This window comes from Pseudomonas sp. ok272, from assembly GCF_900109995.1.
In the GTDB taxonomy this organism is placed as follows: Bacteria; Pseudomonadota; Gammaproteobacteria; order Pseudomonadales; family Pseudomonadaceae; genus Aquipseudomonas.
In genome coordinates this window covers 387,619-410,336 of the sequence record NZ_FOCB01000002.1, presented here as the reverse complement: position 1 = coordinate 410,336, position 22,718 = coordinate 387,619, and the positions used below count along the sequence as shown (strand labels likewise).

The following is a 22,718-nucleotide window of genomic DNA, read 5'->3' as shown; positions in this document are numbered from 1 at the left end:
GATGAGGCCGATTATGCAGAGCCAAACCACTTCAAGCAATACCCCCAACAATGTCGCGACACGTTTTGCGGATTCCGAAAACGTGTCGCGCCTCAAGCTTCGCTCTCTGGGAGTCAAGCAATGACCCCCGACAACATCATCCAGCTGAACAGCAGCAGGGGATTCACCCGTATGGACAACAGCCTGATGGAGGCTTTGGCTACGGTTGACCTGCCAGCGCGCGAACTGCGCGTTCTCATGGCCATTGCACGGCAGACCATCGGCTATCAACTCGAAACCAAACGCCTGACTGCCGATGAGATCGGCAAACAGACCAACATGCGCCGCGACGTTACGTCGAAGGCGATCAGCCATTTGCTTGAGCGGCGGATCATTTACCGGGTCGGCGGTAGTCGCGGAGACATTGGTATTTCCCCGGTGCGTGAGTGGTCGTTCTACGAAGAAAAACTAACAAATCTCACTGAGACCAAAACGTCTCACTCAGCCCAAATCGTCTCACTGAGACCGGCTACGAGTGAGACCAAAACGGCAACTTGCCTTCTTTATACAAAGAAAGAACCCCTATTAACTCTTTCTTCGAAAGAGATTAATCCGCCCCAAGAGCCAACCGAACCGCCGAAGCCTGATCGGAAGGCTCCATTCGGCATGGCCCAGTTGCTGGCCGACAACCCGCACAACGTCCCTGAGCAGTTGCTGGCCGACTGGCTGACCCAGCGCAAAGCCAAACGCGCTGCCGTGACCGCAACCGTCTGGTCGACCGTGAACGCCGAACTGGCCAAGTGCGCCGAGGCCGGGATCACCGCCGACGACGCAATCACCGAAGCGCTGAATTCAGGCTGGCAGGGTTTCAAAGCGTCCTGGGTGATCAAGCGCCTGGCGGAATCCGCACAGGTGCCGGCCCCTCAGTCTCGCCACACCGGTTTTGCTGACCGCAACTACACCGATGGCCTGATTCAGCGCGAGGACGGTTCCTATGCGATCTGAACCCGCTGAGCAATCCACACCTGAGCTACCACCAGGAACTCGCATCCAGCCAGGTGACTGCGAGATCCACGGCGCTTTTGAGCAGAAGGTTTTCCCTGTGCTGGGCAAGGAGCTGAAAAGCAGTTGCCCTGAGTGCGGCCGGATCATTCGCGAGAAGGCCGAAGCTGCAGAACTGGCCAACAGGTCGATGGAGCTCCGCATGGCCATGGAGCGCAAGCTCGGCGCCGCGCTGATCCCCAAGCGCTTCGCCACCAAGACGCTGGATGGATACGTCGCCACCACCACGGAACAGCGAAAGGCGCTGAACACCTGCCGCCGGTATGCCGCTGAGTTCGCGCAGATCGCCGAGACTGGCCGCTGCCTGTTGCTGCTGGGCAAGCCCGGCACCGGAAAGACGCACCTGTCCGTGGCCATCGCCAACGAGATCATGGCCAAGTCCAGCGCGACGGCCGTGTATCGCACGATTGGCTCTGTACTCCAGGCCATCCGCGCCACCTACGACCACTCCAGCGACCAGAGCGAGAGCCAGATCTTGTCGAGCCTGATCAGTCCTTCGTTGCTCATTCTGGACGAGATTGGCGTCAGCAAGGAGAAGCCCAGCGACTTCGAGCTGACCACTTTGTTCGCAATCATTAACGGCCGCTATGAGCAGATGCGGCCCACGGTGATCGTTTCCAACCTGGACGGGCAGTCGCTGCCGGCTGCCATTGGCGAGCGCTGCATTGATCGGCTGCGGGAGGGCGGGGTGATCGTCATTCCGTTCGAGTGGGAATCGCAGCGCGGTAAGGAGGGCTTCTGATGAAGGACGCCCTGATCATTTTTTTGATAGCTGCGTGTGTGCTTTTCAGCGTGAACGGGATCGCCACTGGATCCAGATATCTGGCGCTAGTGTGCGTGAAGATTGCCGCGCAAAGCGCCCCCCTTGATCGTGCGCTGGAGCAATGTAAATGACCGACTACACCGAACTGAAGCGGCTGGCCGAGGCCGCACTCAATGATTCGCTCGATTGCATTTACCAAGCCGAGCAGGTGCTTGGGTCTTTTTCGGCTGCCGCCAACCCAGGCGCAGTCCTGGCCCTGATCGGCGAGAACCAGCGGCTGAATGCTGAAAACAAGCAGTTGATCCTGCTGGAGTGCCACGGCGGCACCGCTGAAGCCGCGATAAACCTGCTGGCTGAGCGCGACCAGCTCAAGGCTGACAACGAGGCGCTGCGCAAGAATGCAGCCCGTTACGAATGGCTCCGTCAGGCGCGCAGCGGCTATATCGAAGTAGTGGAGTGGATCGGCCCGCACGCAACCGGGATGACCGGAGAAGACCTGGACGCACCGCTCGACGCCGCCACGGGCAAGGGAGAGCAGTCATGACTATCGAAGTCGGCACACTGACTATCCGCGAGGTGGCGCACTACAACGGCGGCAAAGCATTTTTCGCATATGGGTATGAATGCGTCCAGCATCCGCGGCTGACGCTGTTCAAGCGGTTCGACCGCAAGACGAAGCAAGTAACGAATACCTGGCGCGTGGATGGCGCGGACCAACCAAGTCTTGAGGTGGCCGTCCAAGCGCTGGAGGTGGCTCATGGCTAAGCCATCCAAGCCCCGCCCAATGCCTGTGTACCTGGTGTTGCGCCGCCTGGTCGACCCAGCCACCGGAAAGGAGGTAGCCGCGTTCGTGCCGTCCTCCGACGCCGACCGGTCGATCCTTCGCGAGCGGGATTTCCGGATCAACACGAAGATCCGCGCCGATCTCAAGCAGCCGCGCAACCCGCGGTTCAATGGTTTGGTTCACGGCCTGGGCCGGGTGCTGAGCCAGAACATCGATCGGTTCTCCGGCAAGCAGTCCCACGACGCAATCAAGGCATTGCAGCTGGAGTCTGGCGTGTACTGCGACGAGGAAGCATTCGATATCCCAGGCCTGGGCCAGCTCACCCGCAAAACACCCCGCAGCCTTTCCTACGACTCGATGGGGGAGGAGACATTCCAAGACTTCTGGCGTCAGTGCTGCGCGTACCTTGTGCTGCGTGACTGGCCGACGCTCACCGAGGAAAGGCTGACTGAAATGGCCGAGTTCGAAGCGTTTAAGGAGGCAGCATGAAGCGCACCCCCCTACAGCGCAAGACCCCGCTCACGTCCGGTGGTCCACGCCGCAAGCGCTGCCCGGAGTGCCGAGTGATGTTCACGAAAGCGCGCGAATCGCAGGTGGTGTGCGGCGAGATCGAATGCGCCCTCGCACACGGCAAGTCCGAGAAGGGCCGGGCGATCGCCGGGAAAGCCCTGGCTGAAGTCGGACGCCGCGAAATCAAGGTCCGGAAGGAGAAACTGAAGAACAGGGCGGAACACCTCAAAGACACGCAGATCGCGTTCAATGCCTGGGTGCGCGCTCGAGACGCCGAACTGCCGTGCATCAGCTGCGGACGTCACCACCAGGGTAAGTATGACGCTGGCCATTACCGGACAGTTGGAAGCAATCCGGCCCTGCGCTTCGAGCCGCTGAACTGCCACAAGCAATGTTCGCCGTGCAACACGCAGCTTTCCGGCGACATCGTGAACTACCGAATCAACCTGGTGCAGAAGATCGGCGCCGAGGCTGTGGCGTGGATCGAAGGCCCGCATGAGCCGAAGAAGTACACCGTCGAAGAGTTGAAGGCGATGACCGCCGACTACCGGGCAAAGACAAGAGAACTTAAGAGGGCGGCAGCATGATCTATCCAGGCGTACTGAATGCAGTTGTTTCGGCCCTCGCCGCCGAAGCTATCGACAACACCAGCAAACAGGCATGGCAGAAGCTGTACAACTCTGCCGACGAGAATGAGGGCGGCGATCTGGCGACACTGGTCCGCTCCCGTGGCGCCGACACAATCGACCGTACGCAGGTTGATTGCTGGGTATCAGCCCGCCTGCATAGCGCGCTCCAGCCCAAACACTGGGATGCGCTTGTGGCGAAGTTCAGCACGCACCGCGGGCGCAAGGTTCAGGCTATATCGGCCCTGCAGGCCCTGATTAGCACTCCGGCGCCGAAGTTGTTCCTGTTCAAAGCGACCACCGCCTGGGCAGTGCCACAGCTGAAGGGGGCGCGCCCTAAGGTCGCCACGTCGGTATCGGTCGATATCCCCCTGGATGCGCCCGACTGGCGCCGCGAAGCGGTAGTGAAGGCGGCGCTGGCCGCTGGCAAGTCGAAGGCTCGCAAGGATGAGTCGCGATCCGCCGAAATGATTGTGCTGAAGGACAGCTTTTACGACATGAACACATGGGACAACGACGGCACGCCGGAGTCGACTCGCCGCCGATGGCGTCAGGATATCGGCAAGGCTGCTGACGACCTGGTAAATGAAGCTCTAGCGCACGCCGCAGACATTCTGGAGGGCGAAGGTTTGCTGATTGAACAGGCTGCGTGATTGCCTGTTGACATCAGTGAGCGGATGAGCGAAATTATCTCCATCCTGTCATTCCTGCGTGTGTAGGACTGATTCGAAAAGCCTCGCCAGAGAAATCTGCCGGGGCTTCGTCGTCTTCGGCTTAGGAGAACGACATGTCTAGAGCTCAACGACGACACGATACACGCCGCATAAAGACCCGCTTTTACGCGAAGCAGCGCGCTCACGCGTGCTGGTCAACCAGCGAGAGGAGCGCTGGGGTTTTTGCGAATCACGGCAAAATCTGCTCCTGCTGGATGTGCGGCAATCCGAGAAAGCTCGGCGAGCTCACCCTGCAGGAAAAAATCGCACGCAACAGCGAATCCGAATGAAACAGAGCCCGGCCACTGCGTCGGGTTTTTATTGCCTGAAATTTACTGTAGCCAGGACAGCCTCACGGAAGGCCTGGCCGCTGTTAGCCGGTAGTGCAGCGCTACGAGAAAACACCGGCAGCCCGCGCACCCTGACCTCACATGCTTGCAGGGTGGCGCGAGACTGGATCAGCGAGATCGATGCAATGGGGCGTCGACGCTGGGAAGGCCTTCGGCAGACGGCGGGAAAGACCGCGCACCTATTCAGGGCCTCGACATTGATCGAGGCCTTTTCGTTTTCGGCCCCACCACACCCTTCGCACTGAGCAGGGAGTGCCGCCGGGGCTGACCTATTGCTGGCGAAGGCCATTTTCTTCATGGAGTGACGATGGATCCTACTGACCTCGGCCCAGGCACAGCTACCTGGCTGGGCGGTAGCGCCACCGTTGTACTGGGCGGCCTGCTTTGGCTGCGCCGTTTCCTGTCCAAGGATGCGACCGACCGCGCAATGGATAGCGCCGATATCGGCACGCTGAAGCGGCTGAACGAACTGCTGAACCAGGAGCGCGCCGCCCGCAAAGAAGCCGAGGCCCGCGCTGATCAGTTCGCGAAAGAGCGGAATGATCTGGCCGCCGCCGTTGGGCGCATGGAAGGCAAGATCGAGGCCCTGACCAGCCAGGTCGCTCAACTCACTGACCGCGTGACGCAGCAGAGCGACGAGATTACTCGCCTGCGCACCAAGCTGGGAGGAATCGCCTGATGGACAGATGCGCATTGGAATTTATCGCACGCCGGTGGTGGCGCCGGACCGAGGTCTGGGCCATTGCCGTCGTGCTGGTGGGTGGCGGTGCCGTTCTCGGCTACCAGGCCGCCTACTGGTCGCTCGCCGAGAAACAGAGTAGCCAGGTGACCGACATCCGAAAGGCTTACGACACCGCCATGACTGAGCGGGACAAGCGCTTGGAAGAATTGACTCGCCAAACGGGTACCGCTGCCGACAAAGCCACGAAGGCTGCGACCACTGCTGCCCAGGCTGCCGACAAAGCGGACGAAGCCCTCAACCGGGTATCGCAGTAATCCGCGCCACGTTTTCGAATGCGCCAAATCGTGGCGCGAGGTTTTCGGATGAGCAACGTCACGCGCCTGCGGCACGTGCTGCCAATGAGCCCTGACATCAACACGGCAGTGAGCGCTCTCGACAAGGCCATTGCCGAAGCCGTGGACGTTGCCAAGGCTGCCGGCCTTCCTCAAGGCCTGATCGTGAGCCTGCTTCACGGCCATGCACACGCACAGACACACCAAATGGTGACCGAATGACCGTCAAGGTTCTGGAGTTCAAGCGGGAAGACTGGCGCGATGCTGCCAAGACCCTGCGCAAGATCGCCGATGACCTCGATGCCGGTGAGCATCCTGAATGCACCGTGGGCGCCTTGACCCTGATCGGCGCGAAGGGAGAGGTCACCGTGTTCGGCCTCGGCCCCAAATGCGATGACCTGCAATGCCTAGGTGCGATGCGCCTGGGCGAGCAGAAGCTGATTGATGTGCTGCTGGATAGCGCGGAAGGGTAGGTGTGCCGCAGGTGAGTGCGGCACGGGTGGATCACTTCACTTTCAGAGCTTCTTGGATCTTGTCGGCGTAGCTTGAGAGTTGCTCGAATTCATACCCAAGATTGACGCCGGACCCTCCGCTCGCTGCAAGGCCGGCAATGATTTCCAAAGCTGCGGCTACGGCGTGAGGCCTGGAGACAGCCTGGGTGTCGATGTACTTACCTGCTGACAACGTGCTTTCGATAACTGAGGCCATGTTGCTTTCCTTGCGGATGAGTTGATCCTCACCAATACCGGCAACGCGCCACTATTTCAAGTTGGAGGGCTGCACATGCAAAGGCCTCTCCCGCCAAAATCGTTACTTGAGTTGTCCGAGCTTTCTGACTTCGGCGTTCGCCTGACGCCAGCACCTGAAGTGTGGGAATGGCTCCAAGCCGAGATCCTCGCCGACACCGGCAGCATTCACAACGAAGACCATGCCCACCTTCTGGATGCAGACATCCGGATCATGTGGGCGTCGTCGAGCTTCGCCAAACAGGGAAGGACAGTCTTGGGCCAGGTCGAGCAGGTAGCGTTCCGCGCCGGTGGTTGGCAGAAAGCCCGGATGGAGCAGCAGATGCGTGATTGGTTCGGCGACGTGCCGGACTTTATCATCACGCTGGCTGCTGACTACTGCGCCCACTGCAGCGACATCGACTTCTGCGCACTCATTGAACACGAGCTTTATCACCTGGCTCACGCGACCGACAAGTACGGTCAACCAGCATTCACCCAAGACGGCGCACCGAAGATCAAGCTCCAGGGCCACGACGTCGAAGAGTTCGTCGGTGTGGTCCGCCGCTATGGCGCAAGCCCCGACGTTCAAGTGTTGGTGGACGCTGCAAACAGTCCTGCTGAGGTGGGGAAATTGAACATATCGAGGGCCTGCGGAACCTGTCTGCTCAAGTCGGCCTGATTCTGGACAGGCTCTGGACGGATGAGAATCTATGGCAGCCCTTCAAAACGACGTGAAGGCCTTTATCGTTCAGGCCCTGGCGTGCTTCGACACGCCCTCACAGGTCGTTGAAGCTGTCCAGAAAGAACATGGCGTTGTTGTAACCCGCCAGCAGGTGGAAACACACGACCCAACGAAGACATCGGGTAAAGGCCTGGCAAAGCGCTGGGTGACGATGTTCGAAGACACCCGAAAGCGATTCCGCGAAGAGACAGCTGACATCCCGATCGCCAACCGCGCCTTCCGCCTCCGCGCCATGAACCGCTTTGTGGAGAAGGCCGAGACGATGAAGAACATTGGCCTGGCCATGCAGATCCTCGAGCAGGCTGCGAAGGAAACCGGTGACATCTACGTCAACCGGGCGCGGAAGGAAGAGACTGGCGACGAACCAGTGATCCCGACCCGTATCCAGGTCGACGTGGTGGATGCGAGGAAGCCGAATGCCGAGCCTTAACGTTCCGCAGGCTCAGTTCCTCACGCTGCCCCACAAATTCCGCGCTTTCGTTGCCGGGTTCGGCTCAGGCAAGACCTGGGTTGGATGCTCGGCGCTGAGCAAGCACTTCATGGAGTGGCCCGGCGTCAACGCTGGCTACTTCGCACCGACTTACCCGCAGATCCGGGACATCTTCTATCCGACCATGGATGAGGTGGCCTACGACTGGGGGCTGAAGACCAAGATCAACCAGGCGAACCATGAGGTTCATATCTACAGCGGCCGGCAGTACCGCGGTACTGTGATTTGCCGGTCGATGGAGAAGCCGCAGACGATTGTCGGTTTCAAGATCGGCCATGCCCTAGTGGATGAGCTGGACGTGCTGACCGCCATCAAGGCGCAGCAAGCCTGGCGCAAGATCATTGCTCGGATGCGCTACAACCTGCCTGGGCTGAAGAACGGGGTGGACGTCACCACGACGCCGGAAGGCTTCAAGTTCGTTTTCCTGCAGTTCGTGAAGCAGTTACGCGACAAGCCGTCACTCAATGAGATGTATGGCTTGGTGCAGGCCAGCACGTTCGACAACGAGCTGAACCTTCCGGATGACTACATCGCTTCCCTGATGGAGTCGTACCCGCCACAGCTGATCATGGCGTACCTCAAGGGCCAGTTCGTCAACCTGACGTCCGGCACGATCTACACGGCCTACGACCGCAAGCTCAACGGATGCTTCGACACCGTGCAGCCTGGCGAGCCCCTGTTCATCGGGATGGACTTCAACGTTGGCAAGATGGCGGCGATCACCCACGTCAAGCGCGACCAGGGACTGCCCAGGGCGGTGGATGAGCTGATCGACGGCTACGACACGCCCGACATGATCCGCCGGATCAAAGAGCGCTACTGGCAGCACGACGGCAACGACTTCAAGAAGACCTGCGAGATCAGGATCTACCCGGATGCATCGGGTGATTCGCGCAAGTCCGTGAACGCCAGCATCACCGACCTGGCCATGCTCAAGCAGGCCGGCTTCGCGGTCATCGCTCCAGCGGCAAACCCGCCGGTGAAGGATCGAATCAACGCAATGAACGCCGCCTTCTGCAACGCGCAGGGCGAGCGCCGCTACCTGATCAACCCATTTACCTGCCCAACCTACGCCGACGGCCTGGAGCAGCAGGTGTGGGGTGCGAACGGGGAGCCAGATAAAACCGCCGGCATCGATCACGCGAACGACGCCGGCGGCTACTTCATTCACCGCGAGTACCCGATCATCAAACCGGTCACCGCTATCAAAATGGGATACGCCCGATGAGCAACGACGTCTCCTTCAAGCGGGCGGAATACACGGCAGTGCTGGACCGCTGGGCGACCGTTCGCGACGTCTGCGCCGGCCAGCACCGAGTGGTGCCCCGGTTGCCGTACATCAACTCGCACGACAAGTCGCCGGAGAACGAAGATCGGAACCGGGCTTACCGCGAGCGCGCAGTGTTCAAAAACGCTACCGGGCACACCCGAAACGGTCTGCTCGGGCTGGCCTTCCACAAAGATCCGACGCTGACTGTACCGACGAAGCTGGAATACTTGCAGGACAACGCGAACGGCTCCGGGGTGAGCATCTATCAGCACTCCCAAGGCACGCTGGAAAAGGTGCTTGAGGCTGGTCGGCATGGCCTGTACGTCGACTATCACCAAGACGACGGCATCGGCGGGCACGCAGTGATCCTGTCCTACTGCGCTGAAGACATCATCAACTGGCGCACCGGGATGGTGAACGGGCACAGCGTGCTGACGCTGGTGGTGTTGCGCGAGTCGCCCGAGATTCCGGAGGGCTTCGGGTTCAAGACAGTTGAGCAGTATCGGGAGCTGGCGCTGGAAGATGATGGCTTTGTGTGCCGGGTCTGGCGCCGGTCAGGGCCGAAGGGTGGTGGGCCGCTGGCGGTCACCGACGAATTCAAGCCTGAAGGTGTCACTGGACGCCTCAAAGAGATTCCGTTCACCTTCGTCGGCGCGCAGAACAACGACCCAAGCATTGATGAGTCGCCGCTGTACGACATCGCCATGATCAACCTGGGCCATTACCGGAACAGTGCCGACTACGAAGATAGCGTTTTCTGGTGTGGGCAGGCTCAGCCGTGGATCTCTGGACTTGATGAGCAATGGCGTGACCACATGGAGAAAAACGGTATTTACGTCGGTTCCCGGGCGCCAATGCTGCTTCCTGCCGGCGGTGCCTTCGCCTATGCGCAGCCACTACCGAACACCCTGGTCAAAGAGGCTATGGGTGACAAGAACCAGATGATGATCGAGTTGGGCGCGAGGATGGTGGTGGCGTCGCTTGCGACCAAGACCGCCACCGAGTCCCGCAGCGATCAGTCGGCATCCACTTCGGTTCTGGCCGGTTGCGTTGCCAACGTCAGCGAGGCCTACACGCGGGCGCTTATGTGGTGCTGCGCCTACATGGGTATCGCCGACAAGAAAGTCGCCTACCAGGTGAATCAGGAGTTCGTCGAGCTGACGGCTGATCCGCAGATGATCACGGCCTTGGTTGGCTTGTGGCAGAACGGCGGCTTCGCGAAAGCGGATCTTCGGGCCTACCTGCGCAAGCTGGGCCTGATCGCGCCAGAGCGCACTGACCTTCAGATCGATGGTGAGCTGCAAGAGCAGGGTGATGGCCTGGGCCTGGATGACGAGGTAACACCAAATGGCGGTAAACCAAGCAATCCTTGACGCCACGATCCGGCACGCGGTCTTCCTTGAAAAGCTGAAGGCTGGGGAGGTTGGCAAGTTCGCCCCCTTCCTCAAGGAGATTGACCGCTCGATCCGCGACAGGCTCACCCAGTCGGACCTGACCGAGTACAACGTAAAGCGCCTCGAAGCGCTGCTGAAGGAAGTGGATAGCCTGCTGCTGGGCATTTTCGACCGATACAGCGCGCAACTGAACCTCGACCTGGTGGACATCGCCAACTACGAGGCAGAGTTTGAGGCAACCAGTCTTGCCAGGTCTGCGCCGGTTGGTGTGTCGCTAGATGTAGTCGCGCCGACAGCTGCAGCGATCCGTACGGCAGTGCTGACAAATCCGCTCAGTGTGCGCGGTACTGGTGGTGGGAAGCTGCTGAAGGCCTTCATCAAGGGGTGGACCGGTGCAGAACGTGAACGCGTTACCGGCACCATCCGGCAGGGCTTCTTTGAAGGTCAGACGAACTTCCAGATCATCCGCAACATTCGCGGCACCAAAGCGGCCGGCTACAAGGACGGGATTCTTGCTACCACCAACCGCAACGCCAGTACGGTCGTGCACACCGCGATTCAGCATGTGTCGTCCCAGGCTCGCATGGAGGTGGCCAAGGCCAACACGGATATCGTCGAAGAGATCCAGATGGTGGCCACGCTGGACAGCAAGACCAGCCAGCAGTGCCGCTCGATGGACAACCGCCGGTTTCCGGTAGATTCCGGGCCAAGGCCGCCGTTTCACCCGAATTGCCGAACCACGTTCATCATGCTGACCAAGCTCAGCGCGATGTTCGCCAAGGGCGCTACGCGGGCTTCGGTGGGGGCAGATGGTGGACAACAGGTCAGCGCCAGTCTCGACTACTACCACTGGCTTAAAGATCAGCCGGCAGCGTTTCAGGACAAGGCAATCGGCCCAATGCGGGCCAAGCTGTTCCGGGAGGGTGGTTTAACCGTCCAGCGCTTCACCGAGCTGCAGCTTGATCGCAACTTCGCGCCACTGACCCTGGCCCAGATGAAAAGCCTCGAACCACTGGCGTTCGAGCGCGCCGGCATTTAATCGAGCACATTCAATCAGCCGCCTGCGGGCGGTTTTTTATTGCCTGCAAAGCGGGCGAAACATACCCAAGGGGTGCATCAACGTGGCAGAAGAAAACGAAATCGACCTGGAAAACCCGGCAATCAAGGCCGCTATCGCGACTGCCGTTGAAGCATCCGTTTCTGGTTTGAAAACCAAGAACTCGGAACTACTGGGCAAGCTGAAGGACACCACCGGCAAGCTGACCCAGTTTGAAACCCAGTTTGAAGGCATCGACATCGACGCCGTCAAAGGCCTGCTGAGTCGTGCTGGCCAAGACGAAGAAACCAAGCTGCTGACAGAGGGCAAGGTGGACGAAGTCTTCAACCGTCGGACCGAGCGCCTGCGCGCTGATACCGACAAGCAACTGAAGGCCATCACCACGCGCGCCGAGAAGGCAGAAGCCTTCGCTGCCAAGTTCCAGGGCAAAGTCCTGGGCGACTCGGTGCGCGGTGCAGCACTGAAAGCCGGCGCTCTGCCGGAAGCAACCGACGACATCATCCTGCGCGCCAAGGGCGTGTTCTCACTGAATGACGAGGGCGAAGCGGTCGCCGTCGATGAGTCTGGCCAGACCATCCTCGGCAAAGACGGCAAAACCCCACTGACTCCTCTCGAATGGGCGGAATCATTGCGCGAAAACGCACCTCACCTGTGGCCAAGGGCTTCAGGGACACAAGCCCCGGGCGGGGGTGGCGGCCAGGCTGCATTCAAACGCTCCGAAATGACCTCCGAGCAAAAGCGCGATTACCAGCGCAAGCACGGCCAAACCGCATTCCTGCAATTGCCCAAGTAAGGGGACTCACTCATGCCAACAACCGTCAACAGCGACCTGATCATCTATAACGATGAGGCGCAAACTGCATACCTGGAGCGTGTCCAGGACAACCTCGATGTGTTCAACGCTTCGTCCAACGGGGCGATCGTTCTCGACAACGAGCTGATCGAAGGCGACTTCCGCAAGCGTTCGTTCTACAAAATCGGCGGCTCGCTTGAGCACCGCGACGTCAACTCCGTCGGCAAGGTAACTGCGAAGAAGATCGGCGCCGGCGAAGCGGTGGGCGTCAAGGCTCCGTGGAAGTACGGCCCGTACCAGACCACCGAAGAAGCGTTCAAACGTCGCGGTCGTCCGGTAGACGAGTTCTCCCAGATCATCGGCGCCGACGTAGCTGACGCAACCCTGGAAGGCTTCATCCAGTACGCCACCGCAGCTCTGCGTGCCGCTATCAGCTCCAACGCCAGCATGGTGGTCACTGCCAACATCGAAACCGACGGCAAGAAGACCCTGACTCGCGGCATGCGCAAGTTCGGCGACAAGTTCGGCCGCATTGCTCTGTGGGTCATGCACTCTTCGGCCTACTTCGACATTGTCGACGAAGCCATCGCCAACAAAGTTTACGAAGAAGCTGGCGTCGTTATTTACGGCGGTCTCCCTGGCACCCTCGGCAAGCCGGTACTGGTTACCGATACCGCTCCAGCGGACGTGATCTTCGGCCTGCTGCCTAACGCGGTGGTGATCACCGAATCCCAGGCCCCGGGCTTCCGCTCGTACAACGTGGACGACGAAGAAAATCTCGGTATTGGCTATCGCGCCGAGGGCACCGTCAACATCGATGTGCTGGGTTACAGCTGGAAGGACGCGGTCGGTGGCGCGAACCCAACTCTGGCCGCTGTAGGTTCGGCAGCCAACTGGGTCAAGCACTCGGACAGCAACAAGGTCACCGCCGGCGTGATGATCACCCTGACGACTACTCCTTAACGCTAATCCATGACGGCGGCCAGCGATGGCCGCTACGGAGATTCAAATGGAACTCATCTATTCCACTCAAAGCTCCGGCTTTGATCCAGATAAGCGTTATCGCAACCCGGAGCACTTCGACCGACCAGAGGCGGGCGTGACGGGTGTTGTCGTGGTTGGCGAATGGCCGAAGGTTGTTGAAGCCTATGAGAATGTCGGCGTCGAAGTGGTGGCGATAGAAGCGGATTCGCGTCAGGTGCTGGTCATCGGTGCTGGCGATAACAAGGCAGAACTGGAAGCGCTGATCGGTAAACTGCAGATTGAAAGCGATTCGATCCGCGCGCTGATTGTTGGCTTGGAGTCTGGCGAGGTTGAGCGTCCAGAAGCTGGTGAGCTGCCAATTCGTTTGTTTGATGCCATCGACGGTATTCGTCTGCAGATGCTCGAGCTGCTCGAGAAGCGCGATCTGCTCGGGCAGGAGAACGAAAAACTCCAGATCGAGATCAATGCCCTCAAGATCGCAGCTGCTCAGTCGGCTGAAGACGGCGGCGAGATTGAAGTCCTGAAGGCTAAACTCGACGCAGCCGGCGTGACTTACCGCGCCAACGCCTCGAAAGAATCCCTGGAAAAGCTCGTCGCTGAGCTGACCAAGGAGTAATACTGCTGGCTGTCGGTGATCCGGCGGCCAATCTTCAAAACCATTCCAGCGAGTTGACGCATGACACTCATCATCGAGGACGGTACCGGCAAGCCTGACGCCGAAAGCTACGCATCCGCCGAGGATTTGGCCATGTACGCCGTGAAGTTCGGCATGACCATCCCTGCGGAAGTGCCAGCGCAAGAGGCATTGCTGCGCCGGGCCGCCTTGGCGATGGATGGCAAGACCTGGAAGGGCCGCAAGACCAGCAGCGAGCAGGCATTGTCCTGGCCGCGCCGGGAAGTGCTGCTGGATCAGGAGATCAAGCCAAGCAATTACCTGCCGGCGCGCATTCAATACGGACAGATGGCCTTGGCTGCTGAGATTCATCAGGACGATATCGATCCGGTCGAGAAGCGCAAAGGCGCTGTATTGCTGGATCGTGTTGAGGGCGCGGTGACGCGCCAGTATGCGGTCATCCCGCCTACCAGCAACCGGCTGCTGCCGGCGGCGCCTGATCGGCCGAGCGCAACGCAGTTTGCTGACTACCTACAAAAGCGGGGCCTGTTCGCCGTCCGCGCATAATTGAAACGGAGCCACCATGGCCACCTTCTACGACGAAATGGCCGTGATGGCTCTGGAGATGATCACAGAGTTCGGCCAGCCCGTGACCATCAGCAAGACGGAGCCGGGCGAATACGACCCTGATACGGGCGGCGAAGCGCCAGGCGCCACTGTCGAGCAGACTACTCAGGGCATCCTCATCGACTTCACTGGCCAAGAATTCCAAGTCAACAGCCTGATCAAGCAGGGCGACAAGAAGCTCAAGATCGCCGCGCAGGGGATGGCCTGGGTTCCCGGCCTGCTCGACAAGGTGATCGTCCAGGGGCGCACCTGGTCAATCGTGCCGCCGCTGAAAGAAGTGAACCCCGCCGGCACGCCGATCCTGTATGAATTGCAGGTGCGGTCATGAGCCGCGCAGGTGCTGGCCAGTCCGGCAGTTTCGCCCTGAGCCTGGCTGAGTTCGCCGCCCAAGCTGGTGAAGCAATCGACGCGAGCCTTCGCGAGATCATTATCGAGATCGGCAGTAGCATCATTCGCATGTCGCCAGTGGGCAACCCTGAGATATGGGCCGCGAACGTCGCTCACCGGGAATCCAATGCCCGGGCGGCTGATGACTACGACTTCAAAGTCGCAGTTCGCAACACGCTCATTAACCTGAACGAGTCGAACTTCACGAAGGCGGGCAACCTCAAGCGCGGCGTGAAATATGCCAAACCGCTAACGAAGACCGAGCGCGACCAGAACTTCAGCGTGAATGGCTTGGTGGCTGGCCGGGACTATGTTGGCGGTCGCTTTCGGGCGAACTGGAATTTCTCCATCGGCTCTGTCGACAACAGCTTCCGTATTCATCCGGACCCAACAGGGGCTGAGGCGACTGCGCGGCTTGTCGCGGGCGCCATTGAGTTCAAGGCCGGGCAAACGGCTTTCATCGTCAACAACTTGCCCTACGCGATCCCGCTGGAGTTCGGCCATTCCACCCAGGCCCCCGGCGGTATGGTTCGGGTAACCGTGGCCCGCTTCCAGCAGATCGTGCTGGAGGCCATCAGGAACAACCAGGTATGAGCCACGCCATAATCACCTCGATCTACGAGGCAAAGCTGATCACCTGGAACTCAGCCAGGTCGGAGAAGCTGAAGATCGTCTTCGAGAACACGGCCTACACGCCGGCGGCGGGCGAGACCTACCTGCGGGCGTTCACGATCCCAGGCGACACCGCGAGCAACACGCTCGGCGGCGATCACCGGCTGTTCACCGGCGTGTTCCAGGTCAGCATCATTGCGCCGGCGGGCACCGGCAAGGCCAAGACGAACCCGATTGTGGATGAGCTGGCCGCTCTGTTCCCTCTGTATGCGCGAGATACGAAAGGCGCGGTCACGGTGATCACCATGTCACCGGTGGACCCTGGCCCAGGCATCACTGGCGATTCAACTTACACCGTCCCGGTCTCGTTCTTGTACCGAGCCGACACCAACTGATCCCGCCCATTGGGCAAACCCACGAACCCGCCATCGAGCGGGTTTTTTCATGTCTGCAAAGAGGAAATACCCATGGGCTACAAAATTCCAAACGGCGGCACCTTCCAGCACGCTGCAACCTATGCGGCCGCACTGGCTTTCGCCACTATCACCAACGCTACCGAGGCTGTAGCCACTGTAGTCGGCGGCACCCTTGCCGCAGGCGACATCGTCCTGCTCACTTCCGGCTGGAGCAAGCTGGATAGCAAGGTCGTGCGCGTGAAGGCGGCGACCGCCACGGCAATTACCCTGGAAAGCATTGACACGACCGATACCCAGGTATTCCCGCTGGGCGGCGGTGCCGGGACCATGCGCAAGGTGCTGACCTGGGTGCAGATCCCGCAAATCTCCGATGTGGCCTTCTCCGGTGGCGAGCAGAACTACCTCGACGTGGTTTTCCTCGAAGACGACCAGGGCAAGCAGATCCCCACCGACAAGTCGGCCGCCAGTATGGTGCTGACCCTCGCCGACGACCCGGCCCAGGACTTCAACAAGGTGCTGATGAAAGCCGATGCGGGGAAACAGGTCGAGGCCGCACGCCTGAACCTGCCGGGCAATGACACCCTGCTGTACGGCGCCTACACGTCGTTCTCCAAGCAGCCGGCCGTGTCCCGCAACAACCTGCTGACCCGCACCGTCAACCTGGCGCTGCAGGCTGAACCGACCCGCTACCTGACAGCGGTGGTGTAACCCATGGCAAAGATCAAGATTGCACAGAACCCAACGTTCAAGGCAGGCGTGCTGATCCCGATCGTGGGCAATGCGCCTGAGAAGGTTGAGTTCACCTTCAAGTATCGGGATCGCGCGGAGCTCGCCGCGCTGTTCGATGACTGGAGCGAGAAGCGAGACAAGGCCCGGGCGGCGCTGGGCGACAAGCCTACCTGGTCGAAGATTGTCGCAACCGATACCGAGCAGCAGGCGCAGCAGATCAAGGACCTGGTGGTTGGTTGGGGCTTCGATGATGAATTCAACGAAGACAACATCGTCGCGTTCGTGAAGTCCTGCCAAGGCGCGGCCGAGGCCGTCGTCAAGGCGCACGAAAGCGCGTACAGCCAGGCCCGCCTGGGAAACTGATCGACGCCGCCCGCGCACTGTACGCCCCCAGTGCGCCAGCCGAACTGATGGGCATGTTCGGCTTGGCGCCCGGCGACCTGGAAGAGCAGACGGAGGTCTGGCCCTGCAACTGGCCGGCCTTCCTCCTGTTTAACAGGATGTCGACCCAATGGCGAGCAGGCGCCGGCGGCGCAATTGGCCTCGACTACGGCTGCATTCGCGACGTGGCCGGGTTCCTTGGCATCAAGAAAAAGAAACTCGCTGAAATCTTCCCTGACCTTCAGGTGCTGGAAGGCGAAGCCCTGCGCGTCATGGCGGAGGAAAGGGAAAACAGCCCGTAACCACGGGCACTTATTCAAGGTGAGTCGATGAACATTGCAGAACTCGGCGTCAAGATCGACTCGGCCGATGCAATCCAGGCGAAAACCAATCTGGATGAGATGGCGAAGGCTGGCGGCCGGGCCGAGCAGTCAGCCACTAGCCTGATGGGCGAGATGCAGGCGCTGGAGAAGTCGCTGTCCACCGGTGCCAAGACTACTCAGGAGCTGACCAAGCAACGTGAAGCGCTCACCAAACTGACCAAGACCGGCGCCTATGGTGAGGCCGAGTTTGCGAAGATCACCGCGCAACTCGACAAGCAGCAAGTGGCGCTAGCCAAGTCGACCCTGGACGAACAGAAGGCCCTCAACAGCCTGCTGGGCGCTATCGATCCGGCCCGCGCAGCAGTGGCCAAGCTCGACACCCAGGTAGAGCAACTGGGCAAACACCTCGACGCCGGACGCATCAGCCAGGAGCAGTACAACTCTGCACTGGGCAAGATCGACAAGGATTACGCCAAGCTCGAAAAGACCGCCACCGGTTTCGACAAGCTCCGGCTTGGCACGCGCCAGGCGCAGGAAAACGTCACGCAGCTTGGCAATGCAATGGCGTCTGGTGACTGGGGTAGTGGTGTTCGCGCTGTCCTGCAACTTGGGGCTGGTGCGGGCGCTTCGGCGGCTGGCTTGTTCGCCATGCTCGCGCCGATTGCTCTGGCCACCGGTGCCGTTGCGGCTCTCGGAGTTGCCTACTACAAGGGCAGCGAAGAGCAGGACAAGTACAACAAGTCGCTGGTCCTGACAGGCAATTACGCTGGTGTCAGCGCTGGGCAGTTGGGCGACATGGCCCGCCAGGTGAGCGCCACTGTCGGCACGACCGGGCAGGCCGCCGAAGTGCTGGCGCTGCTGGCCGGCAATGGCAAGATCGCCGGCGAGAGCTTCGCCGATATCACCCAGGCCGCCGTTTCCATGCAGGAAGCGACCGGAAAGGCTGTGGGAGAGACGGTCGCCGAGTTCTCCAAGCTGGCCGACGATCCGGTCAAGGCATCGGCGGCGCTCAATGATCAGTATCACTACCTCACCGCTTCGGTGTACTCGCAGATCGCCGCCCTGGAGCAGCAGGGTGACCACGCAGGCGCAGTGAAGCTGGCGACCGAGCAATACGCTGACGCGATCAACGAACGCACGCCGAAGATTCTGGAGAATCTCAGTTACTGGGAGAAGGGCTATAACCTGGTAGCTCGTGCTGCTGACAGGCTAAAAGATATAGGCCGTCCTAATCTGGATATGGATATCTACTTTGCACAACGAGATCTAGAAAACGCAAAGTCTGGAAACGTTGGCTTGTTCCAGGACAAGCAGGTGATGATCGATTTTTATACCAATCGGCTCAACATGCTCGAGGACCAAAAGGAAGCGGAAGCCGATATCGCCAAATGGCAGGGAGATCAAGCCAAGGCCAACGATCTATCTGTCGAGTCCCAGTCGAAATTAAATGCGCAAATCGCCGCCTCCGCGAGCAATGCTAAAAAACTGAAAGATCGGCTGGAAGAGATCGATAAGCTCGCGAAGAATGCGGCTGGAGGCACTGGCGGGAAGGCTTATTCCGAAGCTGAGCTTAATCAGCTTCGAGATGCCGCTCGCAAGCAATTCACCGACAGGCCTGCTGCCGGGTCGGTCGACCTGACTGGCTTCAATACTACAAAAAACGACCTGTCGAGCATCCTTTCTGAGTACAAAAACGCCCAGAAGGAACTGGACGCAGCGCAGAAAGCCGGCCTGATCTCCCAGGAAGACTACGCCCTGAAGCGCGAAGCCCTGATCGGGAACGAGCGCGACGAGGTGACGGCAGCATACGAGGCCGAGATCGCCGCGTTGGAGGCCGTCAAAGCCAAGTCCGGCACATCGGCTGCCCAGCGTATTCAACTTGACCAGAAGATCGCTGACGCACGCACAGGCATGGTCAAGGCGCAGAAGGACGCAGACAGTCAGCTTGAAGTGCTGGCAACAAGCGAGACCGGGCGCCTGGCCAAGCAGGAACGGGCGATCACTTCCTACGTCCAGGCTCTGAGCCAGCAACAGAAGGCCCTGGAGCTGGCTGGTCAGCGCGCAGTTCTCGGCGTTGGGCAGGGCGATCGCCAGAATGCGCTCAGCGGGCAGTTGAACAACCAGCAAGATCGATTCGCTCAGCAGTCGCTGGCGCTGGAGGATCAGCGCTCCGACCCGTCGCGCAATATGTCGGACGAAGAGTTCAAGCGTAAGTCGCAGGCTCTCGCGGATGCGAACAAGGCCGCTACCGACCAGATCCGGCAGAACTACGCGGACGTGGAGGACGCCCAGGGTGATTGGACGAAGGGCGCCACCTCGGCGTGGGACAACTACCTGGATTCGGCGCAGAACGTCGCCGGCCAGACCAAAAGCCTGTTCGGCAACGCCTTCAGCTCAATGGAAGACGCAGTCGTCAACTTCGCCATGACCGGCAAGCTGTCGTTCGCTGACTTCACCAAGTCGATTCTGGCGGACATGGCCCGGATCGCTACGCGGCAGGCAGCATCTGGATTGCTCAGCTCCCTGGTTGGGGTTGGTGTCTCGGCCGCGGGCTCGTACTTCGGCGGCGCTTCATCTGGGGGCTCGACCCAGGCGGGGTACACCGGCACCGATCTATCGGGATTCACTCCGGGCAGCATTCAGGCCAATGGTGGCGCTTGGTCGGGCGGCGTGCAGATGTTCGCCGACGGCGGTACCTTCACCAACTCCATCGTCAGCAAGCCCACGGTGTTCGGCATGGCCAACGGCAAGACCGGGGTCATGGGCGAGGCGGGCGAAGAGGCAATCATGCCACTGACCCGCACGGCCAGCGGCAAGTTGGGCGTCATGGCAATGGGCGGCGGGTCTGGCGGTACGCAGATCAACGTCGACGTTCGCATCGATGGCGACGGCAACGCATCCTCCTCGACCGATACGCCGGGTTACGAGGCGTTCGGCAAGGACCTGGCCAACTTCGTCGAGCAGAAGTACCAGCAGTTGATGAAGAAGGACCTGGGGCAGGGCGGCCGTATCTCAACGGCAATCAAAGGACGCTAAACCATGGCACTCGAAACATTCACCTGGGCCACCGAGAAGGGCGCGGAGGGAGAAATTACCCAGCGCGTCCGCACCCAGCAGTTCGGCGACGGCTACTCGCAATCGGTCGAGGATGGGATCAACAACCGGTCGCAATCCTGGCCGGTCACCTTCACCGGTGCAAAGGCTCGCACCCAGGCGATCATGGTGTTCCTTGATCGCCACAAGGGGGCAAGGGCCTTCCTCTGGACGCCGCCCTTGGGCGAGTTGGGGCTTTACAAATGCAAAGGCTACAAGCCCGTGCACAGAGGCGGTTCGGTCTACGCGATCAACGCAACGTTTGAACAAACCTTCCACCCCTAAAGGCAATCCTCATGGCACTGATCGCGGACATCCAGAAGCTGGAGCCCGGCGGCGAAATTCGCCTGTTTGAAATTGACGGCACCGAGTACGGCGCCGACTACCTGCGGTTTCACGGTCATGCGATCCCGCACACGCCGGATGAGCTTCGGGCTTATGCCGGATCGGGCCAGGATCTGCCGGCCAAGTCGATCTGGTGGCAGGGCAACGAGTACGCGGCCTGGCCGGTGCAGCTTGAGGGCCTGAGCTCAAGCAGTGATGGATCAGCCACGCGGCCCACGTTCGCTGCTGGCAACGTCAACGGGCGGATCACCGCGCTGTGCCTGGCCTTCGACGACCTACTGAAGTTCAAGCTGACCGTGTGCGAGACGCTGGCCCAGTACCTGGACGCAGCGAACTTCCCCGAAGGTAATCCCACGGCCGACCCCACCCAGGAGGCGCTGGAGATCTGGTACATCGACCAGAAGACCGGTGAAGACGGCGAGGTCGTGCAGTGGGAGCTTTCCTCTCCGGGTGAGATCGACAACCACGGTTTGCCCGGGCGCCAAATGACGACCTTCTGCCACTGGGCAATGACCGGCGGCTACCGTGGGCCGAACTGCCAATACACCGGCGGTGCGATGTTCGATGACGACGACAATCCCACGGACGACCCAAGCAAGGATTGGGAGAACAACGAACTCAACCATGGGGGATTCCCCGCAGTGTCCCTGATTGCCCGGAGCTGACCATGCGCAAACACATCCTGAACGCGATCGAAGCGCATGCGGCTGCCCAGTACCCGAAAGAGTGCTGCGGCCTGCTGTTGGCCATCGGGGCCAAGCAGAAGTACTTCCCGTGCCGCAACACCGCGACGGAGCCAAGCGAAGAGTTTCGGATCGACCCAGAGGACTACGCCATGGCGGAAGACCTAGGTGAAGTGATCGGCATCGTTCACTCCCACCCAGACGCTACCAGCCGGCCGTCACCGCGCGACCTGGCCATGTGCGAGGCGACCGGGCTGCCCTGGCACATCCTGAGTTGGCCCGAGGCGGATCTGCGCAGCATCACCCCGACTGGTAGCACGCCGCTGCTGAATCGGCCGTTCGTGCACGGTGCCTGGGACTGCTGGCAGGTCTGCGCTGACTGGTACAAGCGCGAGTGGGGGCTTGAGTTCGAAGCCTTCAAACGTGAGGACGGCTGGTGGGAGCAGGCCGACGGCCCGAGTCTTTACGAGCAGGCCTACGAGGCTGCTGGGTTCTACCGAGTCGACCAGACGCAGCGCGGAGACATGATTGTCATGGCCGTGGGCCGGACGGTGCACCCGAACCATGCTGGGATCTACTTGGGCGCTGATCCAGCGCTACCAGGTGAGGAGTCGAGCACATTCGGCCCTGGGCCTTTCCTGTTGCACCACCTGTACGGCCGGCCGAGCGAGATCATCGTATTCGGTGGGCCATGGCTGGACCGGGCACGCCTGATCCTCAGGCACAAAGACGCAAAGCAACCACATTGACGCGGCTGTGCCGCAGGAGAAACATATGAAAAAAGCAATCTGCAGTGCTGCGAAAGACTCAAGCGGCAAGCCAATGTGGTTGATCATGCCGGATGGCAGCTTTTTCATCAGCCAAAAGGCTGTTGATCAGGCCAGCATCCAGCACTTGGAACTTAAAGGTTAGTTTCCTTCGAGGGATTCAGGCAGCTATCTCAGTCAACAACGGTTGGAAGGTTTTGGCCTGGGAAAACCTTTTTAAAAACCTCTAGCGGGTAGTAATCACCTACGCCTTGCTGCCTGGAAGCGTAAACAGCCGCTCCAATTCGTTGCATTGCGTGCTCGGGATTGGCGGCAGCCTGAGTGTGTGCGAGCGCCAGTACCAAATTGGTGAGTTGAGCAACTGCGTGCTCAGTGCTTATTTCTTGCTGTGACATATTGACCTCCAGGTCATAAAAGCGCCGATATTGGCGCTATCCCAGTCCTTGGGCTTGCAGGCAAAGGACTGGGGAAATCCTTGCGTGA

The 22,718-nt window shown here is 60.2% G+C and carries 34 protein-coding genes; 32 read left to right on the top strand and 2 right to left on the bottom strand.

What is annotated here, in order from left to right:
- Nucleotides 1-120: 120 nt before the first annotated feature.
- The 12 genes from BMW74_RS04725 to BMW74_RS04675 all read left to right on the top strand — a co-directional run bounded on the left by BMW74_RS04725 (nucleotide 121) and on the right by BMW74_RS04675 (nucleotide 6,274).
- Nucleotides 121-984 carry a replication protein gene (locus BMW74_RS04725; protein WP_093414333.1) on the top strand — a complete coding sequence of 288 codons (864 nt, stop codon included), beginning with the start codon at nucleotides 121-123 and terminating at the stop codon, nucleotides 982-984.
- Complete coding sequence (locus BMW74_RS04720; protein WP_093414331.1) at nucleotides 974-1,783, top strand: ATP-binding protein; 810 nt, start codon at nucleotides 974-976, stop codon at nucleotides 1,781-1,783. The genes BMW74_RS04725 and BMW74_RS04720 overlap by 11 nt, the downstream gene beginning before the upstream one ends.
- Nucleotides 1,783-1,935, top strand: a complete 153-nt coding sequence (locus BMW74_RS25155; RefSeq protein WP_175479149.1) for a hypothetical protein — start codon at nucleotides 1,783-1,785, stop codon at nucleotides 1,933-1,935. The genes BMW74_RS04720 and BMW74_RS25155 overlap by 1 nt, the downstream gene beginning before the upstream one ends.
- Nucleotides 1,932-2,348 (top strand): hypothetical protein, encoded by a 417-nt coding sequence (locus BMW74_RS04715; protein ID WP_093414329.1) that lies wholly within the window; start codon nucleotides 1,932-1,934, stop codon nucleotides 2,346-2,348. Before BMW74_RS25155 ends, BMW74_RS04715 begins: the two co-directional genes overlap by 4 nt.
- Nucleotides 2,345-2,569 (top strand): hypothetical protein, encoded by a 225-nt coding sequence (locus BMW74_RS04710; protein WP_093414326.1) that lies wholly within the window; start codon nucleotides 2,345-2,347, stop codon nucleotides 2,567-2,569. The genes BMW74_RS04715 and BMW74_RS04710 overlap by 4 nt, the downstream gene beginning before the upstream one ends.
- The gene (locus BMW74_RS04705) at nucleotides 2,562-3,077 is read left to right on the top strand and encodes a hypothetical protein (RefSeq protein ID WP_093414324.1); all 516 of its coding nucleotides are present in this window, start codon (nucleotides 2,562-2,564) and stop codon (nucleotides 3,075-3,077) included. Before BMW74_RS04710 ends, BMW74_RS04705 begins: the two co-directional genes overlap by 8 nt.
- Nucleotides 3,074-3,685, top strand: coding sequence for a recombination protein NinG (locus BMW74_RS04700; RefSeq protein WP_093414322.1), 612 nt, complete (start codon nucleotides 3,074-3,076; stop codon nucleotides 3,683-3,685). Before BMW74_RS04705 ends, BMW74_RS04700 begins: the two co-directional genes overlap by 4 nt.
- Complete coding sequence (locus BMW74_RS04695) at nucleotides 3,682-4,377, top strand: hypothetical protein (protein ID WP_093414320.1); 696 nt, start codon at nucleotides 3,682-3,684, stop codon at nucleotides 4,375-4,377. The genes BMW74_RS04700 and BMW74_RS04695 overlap by 4 nt, the downstream gene beginning before the upstream one ends.
- Nucleotides 4,378-5,094: 717 nt before the next feature.
- A complete protein-coding gene (locus tag BMW74_RS04690; RefSeq protein ID WP_025856073.1) occupies nucleotides 5,095-5,466 on the top strand; it encodes a chemotaxis protein in 372 nt (123 codons plus the stop codon).
- Nucleotides 5,466-5,783: a hypothetical protein gene (locus BMW74_RS04685; RefSeq protein WP_093414318.1), complete on the top strand. Its 318-nt coding sequence runs from the start codon at nucleotides 5,466-5,468 to the stop codon at nucleotides 5,781-5,783. The genes BMW74_RS04690 and BMW74_RS04685 overlap by 1 nt, the downstream gene beginning before the upstream one ends.
- A 48-nt stretch (nucleotides 5,784-5,831) precedes the next feature.
- Nucleotides 5,832-6,023, top strand: a complete 192-nt coding sequence (locus tag BMW74_RS04680; protein ID WP_093414314.1) for a hypothetical protein — start codon at nucleotides 5,832-5,834, stop codon at nucleotides 6,021-6,023.
- Nucleotides 6,020-6,274 (top strand): hypothetical protein, encoded by a 255-nt coding sequence (locus tag BMW74_RS04675; protein ID WP_093414311.1) that lies wholly within the window; start codon nucleotides 6,020-6,022, stop codon nucleotides 6,272-6,274. Before BMW74_RS04680 ends, BMW74_RS04675 begins: the two co-directional genes overlap by 4 nt.
- Before the next feature lie 31 nt (nucleotides 6,275-6,305).
- Here the strand turns inward: BMW74_RS04675 and BMW74_RS04670 are convergent, their stop codons facing one another.
- Nucleotides 6,306-6,509 (bottom strand): hypothetical protein, encoded by a 204-nt coding sequence (locus BMW74_RS04670; protein WP_093414308.1) that lies wholly within the window; start codon nucleotides 6,507-6,509, stop codon nucleotides 6,306-6,308.
- 75 nt (nucleotides 6,510-6,584) lie between these two features.
- Here BMW74_RS04670 and BMW74_RS04665 point away from each other — a divergent pair, with 75 nt between their 5' ends.
- The 20 genes from BMW74_RS04665 to BMW74_RS25150 all read left to right on the top strand — a co-directional run bounded on the left by BMW74_RS04665 (nucleotide 6,585) and on the right by BMW74_RS25150 (nucleotide 22,380).
- Entirely contained in the window at nucleotides 6,585-7,208 is a 624-nt protein-coding gene (locus tag BMW74_RS04665) for a putative metallopeptidase (RefSeq protein ID WP_093414306.1), read from the top strand.
- A 31-nt stretch (nucleotides 7,209-7,239) separates the two neighbouring features.
- Nucleotides 7,240-7,701 (top strand): DUF2280 domain-containing protein, encoded by a 462-nt coding sequence (locus tag BMW74_RS04660; RefSeq protein ID WP_093414304.1) that lies wholly within the window; start codon nucleotides 7,240-7,242, stop codon nucleotides 7,699-7,701.
- Nucleotides 7,688-8,989, top strand: coding sequence for a terminase large subunit domain-containing protein (locus BMW74_RS04655; protein WP_093414302.1), 1,302 nt, complete (start codon nucleotides 7,688-7,690; stop codon nucleotides 8,987-8,989). Before BMW74_RS04660 ends, BMW74_RS04655 begins: the two co-directional genes overlap by 14 nt.
- Complete coding sequence (locus tag BMW74_RS04650) at nucleotides 8,986-10,404, top strand: DUF4055 domain-containing protein (RefSeq protein WP_093414300.1); 1,419 nt, start codon at nucleotides 8,986-8,988, stop codon at nucleotides 10,402-10,404. The genes BMW74_RS04655 and BMW74_RS04650 overlap by 4 nt, the downstream gene beginning before the upstream one ends.
- Nucleotides 10,379-11,464 carry a minor capsid protein gene (locus BMW74_RS04645; protein WP_093414298.1) on the top strand — a complete coding sequence of 362 codons (1,086 nt, stop codon included), beginning with the start codon at nucleotides 10,379-10,381 and terminating at the stop codon, nucleotides 11,462-11,464. Before BMW74_RS04650 ends, BMW74_RS04645 begins: the two co-directional genes overlap by 26 nt.
- 82 nt (nucleotides 11,465-11,546) lie before the next feature.
- On the top strand, nucleotides 11,547-12,275 hold the full coding sequence (locus BMW74_RS04640) for a hypothetical protein (protein ID WP_093414296.1): 729 nt from the start codon (nucleotides 11,547-11,549) through the stop codon (nucleotides 12,273-12,275).
- A 12-nt stretch (nucleotides 12,276-12,287) separates the two neighbouring features.
- Nucleotides 12,288-13,238 carry a major capsid protein gene (locus BMW74_RS04635; protein ID WP_093414294.1) on the top strand — a complete coding sequence of 317 codons (951 nt, stop codon included), beginning with the start codon at nucleotides 12,288-12,290 and terminating at the stop codon, nucleotides 13,236-13,238.
- A 46-nt stretch (nucleotides 13,239-13,284) separates the two neighbouring features.
- Nucleotides 13,285-13,875 carry a hypothetical protein gene (locus BMW74_RS04630; RefSeq protein ID WP_093414291.1) on the top strand — a complete coding sequence of 197 codons (591 nt, stop codon included), beginning with the start codon at nucleotides 13,285-13,287 and terminating at the stop codon, nucleotides 13,873-13,875.
- A gap of 60 nt (nucleotides 13,876-13,935) precedes the next feature.
- Entirely contained in the window at nucleotides 13,936-14,439 is a 504-nt protein-coding gene (locus tag BMW74_RS04625; RefSeq protein ID WP_093414289.1) for a DnaT-like ssDNA-binding protein, read from the top strand.
- Between the two features lie 16 nt (nucleotides 14,440-14,455).
- Nucleotides 14,456-14,827, top strand: a complete 372-nt coding sequence (locus tag BMW74_RS04620; protein WP_093414287.1) for a lipocalin/fatty acid-binding family protein — start codon at nucleotides 14,456-14,458, stop codon at nucleotides 14,825-14,827.
- Nucleotides 14,824-15,480: a hypothetical protein gene (locus BMW74_RS04615; protein ID WP_093414285.1), complete on the top strand. Its 657-nt coding sequence runs from the start codon at nucleotides 14,824-14,826 to the stop codon at nucleotides 15,478-15,480. Before BMW74_RS04620 ends, BMW74_RS04615 begins: the two co-directional genes overlap by 4 nt.
- On the top strand, nucleotides 15,477-15,893 hold the full coding sequence (locus BMW74_RS04610) for a phage tail terminator-like protein (protein ID WP_093414283.1): 417 nt from the start codon (nucleotides 15,477-15,479) through the stop codon (nucleotides 15,891-15,893). Before BMW74_RS04615 ends, BMW74_RS04610 begins: the two co-directional genes overlap by 4 nt.
- Before the next feature lie 72 nt (nucleotides 15,894-15,965).
- Entirely contained in the window at nucleotides 15,966-16,622 is a 657-nt protein-coding gene (locus BMW74_RS04605) for a phage tail protein (RefSeq protein ID WP_093414281.1), read from the top strand.
- A gap of 3 nt (nucleotides 16,623-16,625) precedes the next feature.
- Nucleotides 16,626-17,006 carry a phage tail assembly chaperone gene (locus BMW74_RS04600; protein ID WP_093414278.1) on the top strand — a complete coding sequence of 127 codons (381 nt, stop codon included), beginning with the start codon at nucleotides 16,626-16,628 and terminating at the stop codon, nucleotides 17,004-17,006.
- Between the two features lie 47 nt (nucleotides 17,007-17,053).
- Entirely contained in the window at nucleotides 17,054-17,326 is a 273-nt protein-coding gene (locus tag BMW74_RS04595; protein WP_093414276.1) for a DUF1799 domain-containing protein, read from the top strand.
- Nucleotides 17,327-17,353: 27 nt separating this feature from the next.
- The gene (locus tag BMW74_RS04590; RefSeq protein ID WP_093414273.1) at nucleotides 17,354-20,383 is read left to right on the top strand and encodes a phage tail tape measure protein; all 3,030 of its coding nucleotides are present in this window, start codon (nucleotides 17,354-17,356) and stop codon (nucleotides 20,381-20,383) included.
- Between the two features lie 3 nt (nucleotides 20,384-20,386).
- Complete coding sequence (locus BMW74_RS04585; protein ID WP_093414270.1) at nucleotides 20,387-20,725, top strand: phage tail protein; 339 nt, start codon at nucleotides 20,387-20,389, stop codon at nucleotides 20,723-20,725.
- Nucleotides 20,726-20,736: 11 nt separating this feature from the next.
- A complete protein-coding gene (locus BMW74_RS04580; protein ID WP_093414267.1) occupies nucleotides 20,737-21,450 on the top strand; it encodes a phage minor tail protein L in 714 nt (237 codons plus the stop codon).
- 2 nt (nucleotides 21,451-21,452) lie between these two features.
- The gene (locus tag BMW74_RS04575) at nucleotides 21,453-22,217 is read left to right on the top strand and encodes a C40 family peptidase (protein WP_093414264.1); all 765 of its coding nucleotides are present in this window, start codon (nucleotides 21,453-21,455) and stop codon (nucleotides 22,215-22,217) included.
- A gap of 25 nt (nucleotides 22,218-22,242) precedes the next feature.
- Complete coding sequence (locus BMW74_RS25150; protein WP_175479148.1) at nucleotides 22,243-22,380, top strand: hypothetical protein; 138 nt, start codon at nucleotides 22,243-22,245, stop codon at nucleotides 22,378-22,380.
- A gap of 28 nt (nucleotides 22,381-22,408) precedes the next feature.
- Here the strand turns inward: BMW74_RS25150 and BMW74_RS04570 are convergent, their stop codons facing one another.
- Nucleotides 22,409-22,630 (bottom strand): hypothetical protein, encoded by a 222-nt coding sequence (locus BMW74_RS04570; RefSeq protein ID WP_093414261.1) that lies wholly within the window; start codon nucleotides 22,628-22,630, stop codon nucleotides 22,409-22,411.
- Nucleotides 22,631-22,718: the final 88 nt, after the last annotated feature.